At 42.5% G+C, this 4,933-nt stretch carries 3 protein-coding genes; all 3 read right to left on the minus strand.

What is annotated here, in order from left to right; translation table 11 throughout:
• A partial coding sequence (locus UC75_RS09160; RefSeq protein WP_228137240.1) for a DEAD/DEAH box helicase occupies positions 1–1,596 on the minus strand: 1,596 nt, incomplete at its 3' end.
• A 408-nt stretch (positions 1,597–2,004) separates the two neighbouring features.
• On the minus strand, positions 2,005–2,835 hold the full coding sequence (locus tag UC75_RS09165) for an inositol monophosphatase family protein (protein WP_004789677.1): 831 nt from the start codon (positions 2,833–2,835) through the stop codon (positions 2,005–2,007).
• A 117-nt stretch (positions 2,836–2,952) separates the two neighbouring features.
• The gene (gene dxs / locus UC75_RS09170) at positions 2,953–4,857 is read right to left on the minus strand and encodes a 1-deoxy-D-xylulose-5-phosphate synthase (RefSeq protein ID WP_049837394.1); all 1,905 of its coding nucleotides are present in this window, start codon (positions 4,855–4,857) and stop codon (positions 2,953–2,955) included.
• Positions 4,858–4,933 lie beyond the last annotated feature (76 nt).

The following is a 4,933-nucleotide window of genomic DNA, read 5'->3' on the forward strand; positions in this document are numbered from 1 at the left end:
GAAGCTACGTTTTGGACGATCACCAAAACCACTTTCACGACGTGGTTTATAATCTACGCGATTACCACGGTTGTCATCATTCGAGTCAAAACGCGGTTTATCATTGAAACCACCTTCGCGACGCGGACGATCTGAACCGAACTCACGACGTGGACGATCTTCAAAACCACCTTCACGACGTGGACGGTCTGAATTGAACTCGCGACGTGGACGATCTTCACCACCAAATGCTGGACGCTCACCACGTGGTTTATCATCGAAGCTACGACGTGGACGGTCATCACGACCACCTTCACGGCGTTTAAAGTTGCTTTCGCCTTCAAAACGACGACCGCCACCGAAACCGCCGCCACCACGACGACCATCACGGCTACCGCCATTACCGCCACGACCACGACCACCGCCATCACGACCTGAACGAGCAGGAGGTGGAGATGGCTCTAAGCCTTCAATTTCAGAAACACTTAAACGCGCTTCTAAATATTCTTCAAGTGCACGAATCTTACCGCGTTCACGATAAGTCGCTAAAGTAATTGCTTGACCAGTACGACCAGCACGACCAGTACGACCAATACGGTGTACATAATCTTCATGCTTCATCGGAAGACCGAAGTTAATTACGTGAGAGATTGTCGGAACGTCAAGACCACGAGCAGCAACGTCAGTTGCAACTAAGATTTTTGCACGACCTTCACGAATACTACGTAAACGACGGTTACGAACTGTTTGTGGCATTGCACCATGAAGTGCAACTACAGAATGACCTGCTTCAGCAAGTTCTTCTGCCAACATATCTGTATCTTCTTGCGTACTAGCAAAAACAACAGCTTGATCTAAGTTTTCATCACTTAACCAATGGGTAAGTAATTTTTTCTTATGTTCGAAGCCATCAGTCCAATGCAATGTTTGTGTAATATCAGTATTGGTTGAATGACCTGTTTCAATTGCGATACGCATAGGATCTTTCATCATGCATGATGCAAGACGAATAATACGGTCAGCAAATGTTGCAGAGAACATTAATGTTTGTTTACGGTTAGCCGCTAATTCGCTAATTGCTTCTAAGTCTTCAGAGAAACCTAGGTCAAGCATACGGTCCGCTTCATCAACGATTAAAGCATCTACTTGATCTAATTTAATTTGACGACGATTTACCAAGTCAAGTAAACGACCAGGTGTTGCAACAACAACTTGCGCGCCTTTTAATTGTTGAATTTGTTTTGCAAATGGCATACCACCCATAATGGCAGCAATACGAACACCTTTCATGTGACGTACAAATGCAATTGCATCTTGACTTACTTGCTGAGCCAATTCACGAGTTGGTGAAATTACCAAGATATTCGGTTGAGTTACTGCTTTCATACGGTCTTTGAACGGTACAACAGTCTCTTGACCAGCTAAAGCATTTAATGTTGGGAGTAAGAATGCAGCAGTTTTACCAGAGCCAGTTTGGCTTGATACAAGAAGGTCTTTACCTTCTAAAGCAGCAGGAATTGCTTGTTCTTGCACAGGAGTCGGGGCAGTAAAACCTAAACCTTCAAGCGCTTGTTGTAAGGTTTCATGCAAAGAAAATTCGGCAAAAGTTTTGCTCATAGAGAGTTTCACCCTTGTGGGTGCTCCATTTTTAATAAATACAAAAAAATAGACATCGGCAAAAAGCGGCAAAGCAAAATTAGCTGAAACGTTTTTTCAGCAGCAATCCGAGTAACGACGATGTGGACTAAACGCACGCTTGATTACGGCCGAACCTGAAGAATCGCTGAGCGATTGGGGCGCAAGTAATGGTCCTCTCTATGGACAGCGTGCGCTTACAATGAATAGAACAGAATGTTCAGGTAATGAACGGAAATTTAAGTGCGTTGGCGGATTATAGCAGAAATAATTTAAAAGTCACCTTTTTTAATCAACTTTATGCATATTTCTTGAATCAACTTAATTTTAATCTTTATTTAAAACATAAAACCCTCTGATTACAGAGGGTTTTATTAATAATAAACCAAATTATTTTGCAGCTTTATCCCAAGCTGGAACAACTGTTTGCATTAAAGGTTTTAGCAATTTAAGCGAACATGCGAGTACTTGACCATTTTCAAGTGAATTATTACCACCACGTGCATCAACAACTACACCGCCCGCTTCTTTAAGAATAAGTTCACCAGCAGCGATATCCCATGGCTTTAAACCAAGCTCAAAGAAGCCATCGAAACGACCTGCAGCTACATACGCTAAATCTAGAGCAGCTGAACCACCACGACGGATTTGTGCGCCTGCTTCAGTAACAGCTAATAATGATGCAAAATGCTGCTCTGCATAAGATACGATTTCGCCAGCACGTTTAGCGCGGTAAGGATGGCCTACTGCTAAGAATGTATTTTCTAAACTATCTTTTACATTTACACGAATACGGCGTTGATTCATAACTGCACCGCGACCACGGCTTGCAGAAAATAACTCATCACGTACTGGATCGTAGATTACGCCGTGTTGAGTAACACCTTTATGCTGAACTGCAATAGAAATACAGAAATGAGGGAAACCATTAATAAAGTTTTGTGTGCCATCAAGCGGGTCAATTACCCAGCACCACTCTGCATCATGGCCTTTGCCTTCTTGCAAACCAAACTCTTCACCTAAGAAGCTATGGTTTTTATAACTTTTACGTAACGTATCAATCGCTAACTGTTCTAAATAACGATCTACACGTGTTACTGGGCCATCAATGCCTTTCTCTTCAACTTGCAAATCGAGTTTATGACGATTTTGATGCGCTTTTAAAAGCTCTTGACCAACTGTTTGAGCCGCACGCGCAGCCATAACCACCATAGGTTCCATTGAACACCCACTAGACAAATTTGAAGATTTTGACAAAGAATAATGCATAAAAGCGCAAATATTTTAGCAAATATATGCGCTTTTAGGGGGAAAATGTTTCAAAAATTTTATTGAGGGTCAAACGACCTGGTTTAACTTGAGCCAAACTTTCTCAATTGAGCTCAAAATACCCTTTGCATCTAGACCACAGTCTTGCAACATTTGTCCATGTGAAGCCTGTTGTAAGAACAAATCTGGCAGGCCTAAATTAATGATAGGTTTCACAATTTGTTCTTGAGCCATGAACTCATTTACCGCACTTCCCGCGCCACCCATAACGGCATGCTCTTCAACAGTGACAAATAAATGTGTGTGCTCAGCCAAATCACGAATCATTTTTTCATCAAGTGGTTTCACAAAACGCATATTTACAACACGCACACCTACATCATGTTTTTGTGCAAATTGTTCAGCAGCTTCTATGGCAACCATAACGCGGCTACCAAATGCCAAAATTGTAATCTGTTCATCACAAGCAGATTTAATTTCAGCAACGATTTCAGCTTTTCCTAACTCAATAGCAGTCAACTCTTGCTGAATTTCAACACCTACCCCTGCACCACGTGGGTAACGTACTGCCGCTGGTCCATTATAGATATAGGCTGTATGAAGCATCTGACGGCATTCATTTTCATCTTTTGGTGCCATGATGACCATGTTTGGCACTGTACGCATGTATGCATAATCATATGCACCTGCATGAGTTGGACCATCTTCACCAACCAAACCTGCACGGTCAATTCCGAAAGTCACATCGAGGTTTTGTAATGCGACATCGTGAATAAGCTGATCGTAACCACGCTGCAAGAATGTTGAGTAGATCGCAACAACAGGTTTTAAGCCTTCACAAGCCATTCCTGCTGCAAGTGTTACTGCATGCTGCTCAGCAATCGCAACATCAAAAAATCTCTGCGGAAATTCTTTAGCAAACTGAACCATACCTGAGCCTTCACACATTGCTGGTGTAATCGCAAGTAGACGCTCATCTTGTGCAGCCTCATCACATAACCACTGACCAAATACATCAGAATATTTAGGCGGTGTTTTACCTGCTGAAGTCGCATTAATTTTGCTAATTGCATGGTAGGTAATCGGATCCGCTTCTGCCGGAGTGAAACCTTTACCTTTTTTAGTATAGACGTGGACTAAACGCGGGCCTTGACGCTTCTTGAGAGCATTAAATACTTGGGCCAGTTGATTTACGTCATGGCCATCGAATGGGCCAAAATAATCAAAACCAATTGCTTTAAATAAATTATCTGCCGCATCTGTTGCCGATTGATGCAAACGAGAGTTATAGGTCCATTTTGGATGTGGCTGAATGTAAGCCTCACCATGTTCATCTACATTAACTAAATGGCCTTTTTCCCAAATTGCAGCTAAATGTTTAGCAAAACCGCCTGTGCTACAAGAAATTGACATGTCATTGTCATTCAACACAACAATTAAATCAGCATTATGTGCAACAGCATCATTCATGGCTTCAAACGCCATACCTGCTGTCATTGCACCATCACCAACAATACAAACGACTTCACATGGATCATTTTGATAGCGACGTGCTAACGACATTCCTAAACCAGCTGAAATTGCTGTTGATGAATGTCCTACGCCGAATGTATCAAAAACTGATTCTTCTCTGGCTGGAAATGCTGCTAAACCATTTTTAGAACGAATCGTGGTCATTTGCTCACGACGACCTGTCAGGACTTTATGCGGATACGCCTGGTGTCCCACATCCCAAACTAATCGGTCATTTGGTGTATTAAAGCAATAATGCAGCGCAACCGTCAGCTCAACCACGCCGAGATTAGCACCGAAATGGCCACCACTCTGGCCTGCTGCATATAAAATATATTGACGCAACTCATCAGCCACTTGAACCAATTGGCTATGCTCGAGCTGACGTAATTGTTGAGGATGATCAATTGCATCTAACAATGGCGTAACAGGGCGTTGAGTTGGAATTTCGGTATACAACATATGTGGCAAAGCCTTTATAAGCCTGGCAAATCCTAAGCTGGGTCAAAATGGGTCGATCATACAATCGAATGAAGTC

Source organism: Acinetobacter sp. V2, assembly GCF_001188385.1.
Taxonomy (GTDB): Bacteria; Pseudomonadota; Gammaproteobacteria; order Pseudomonadales; family Moraxellaceae; genus Acinetobacter; species Acinetobacter oleivorans.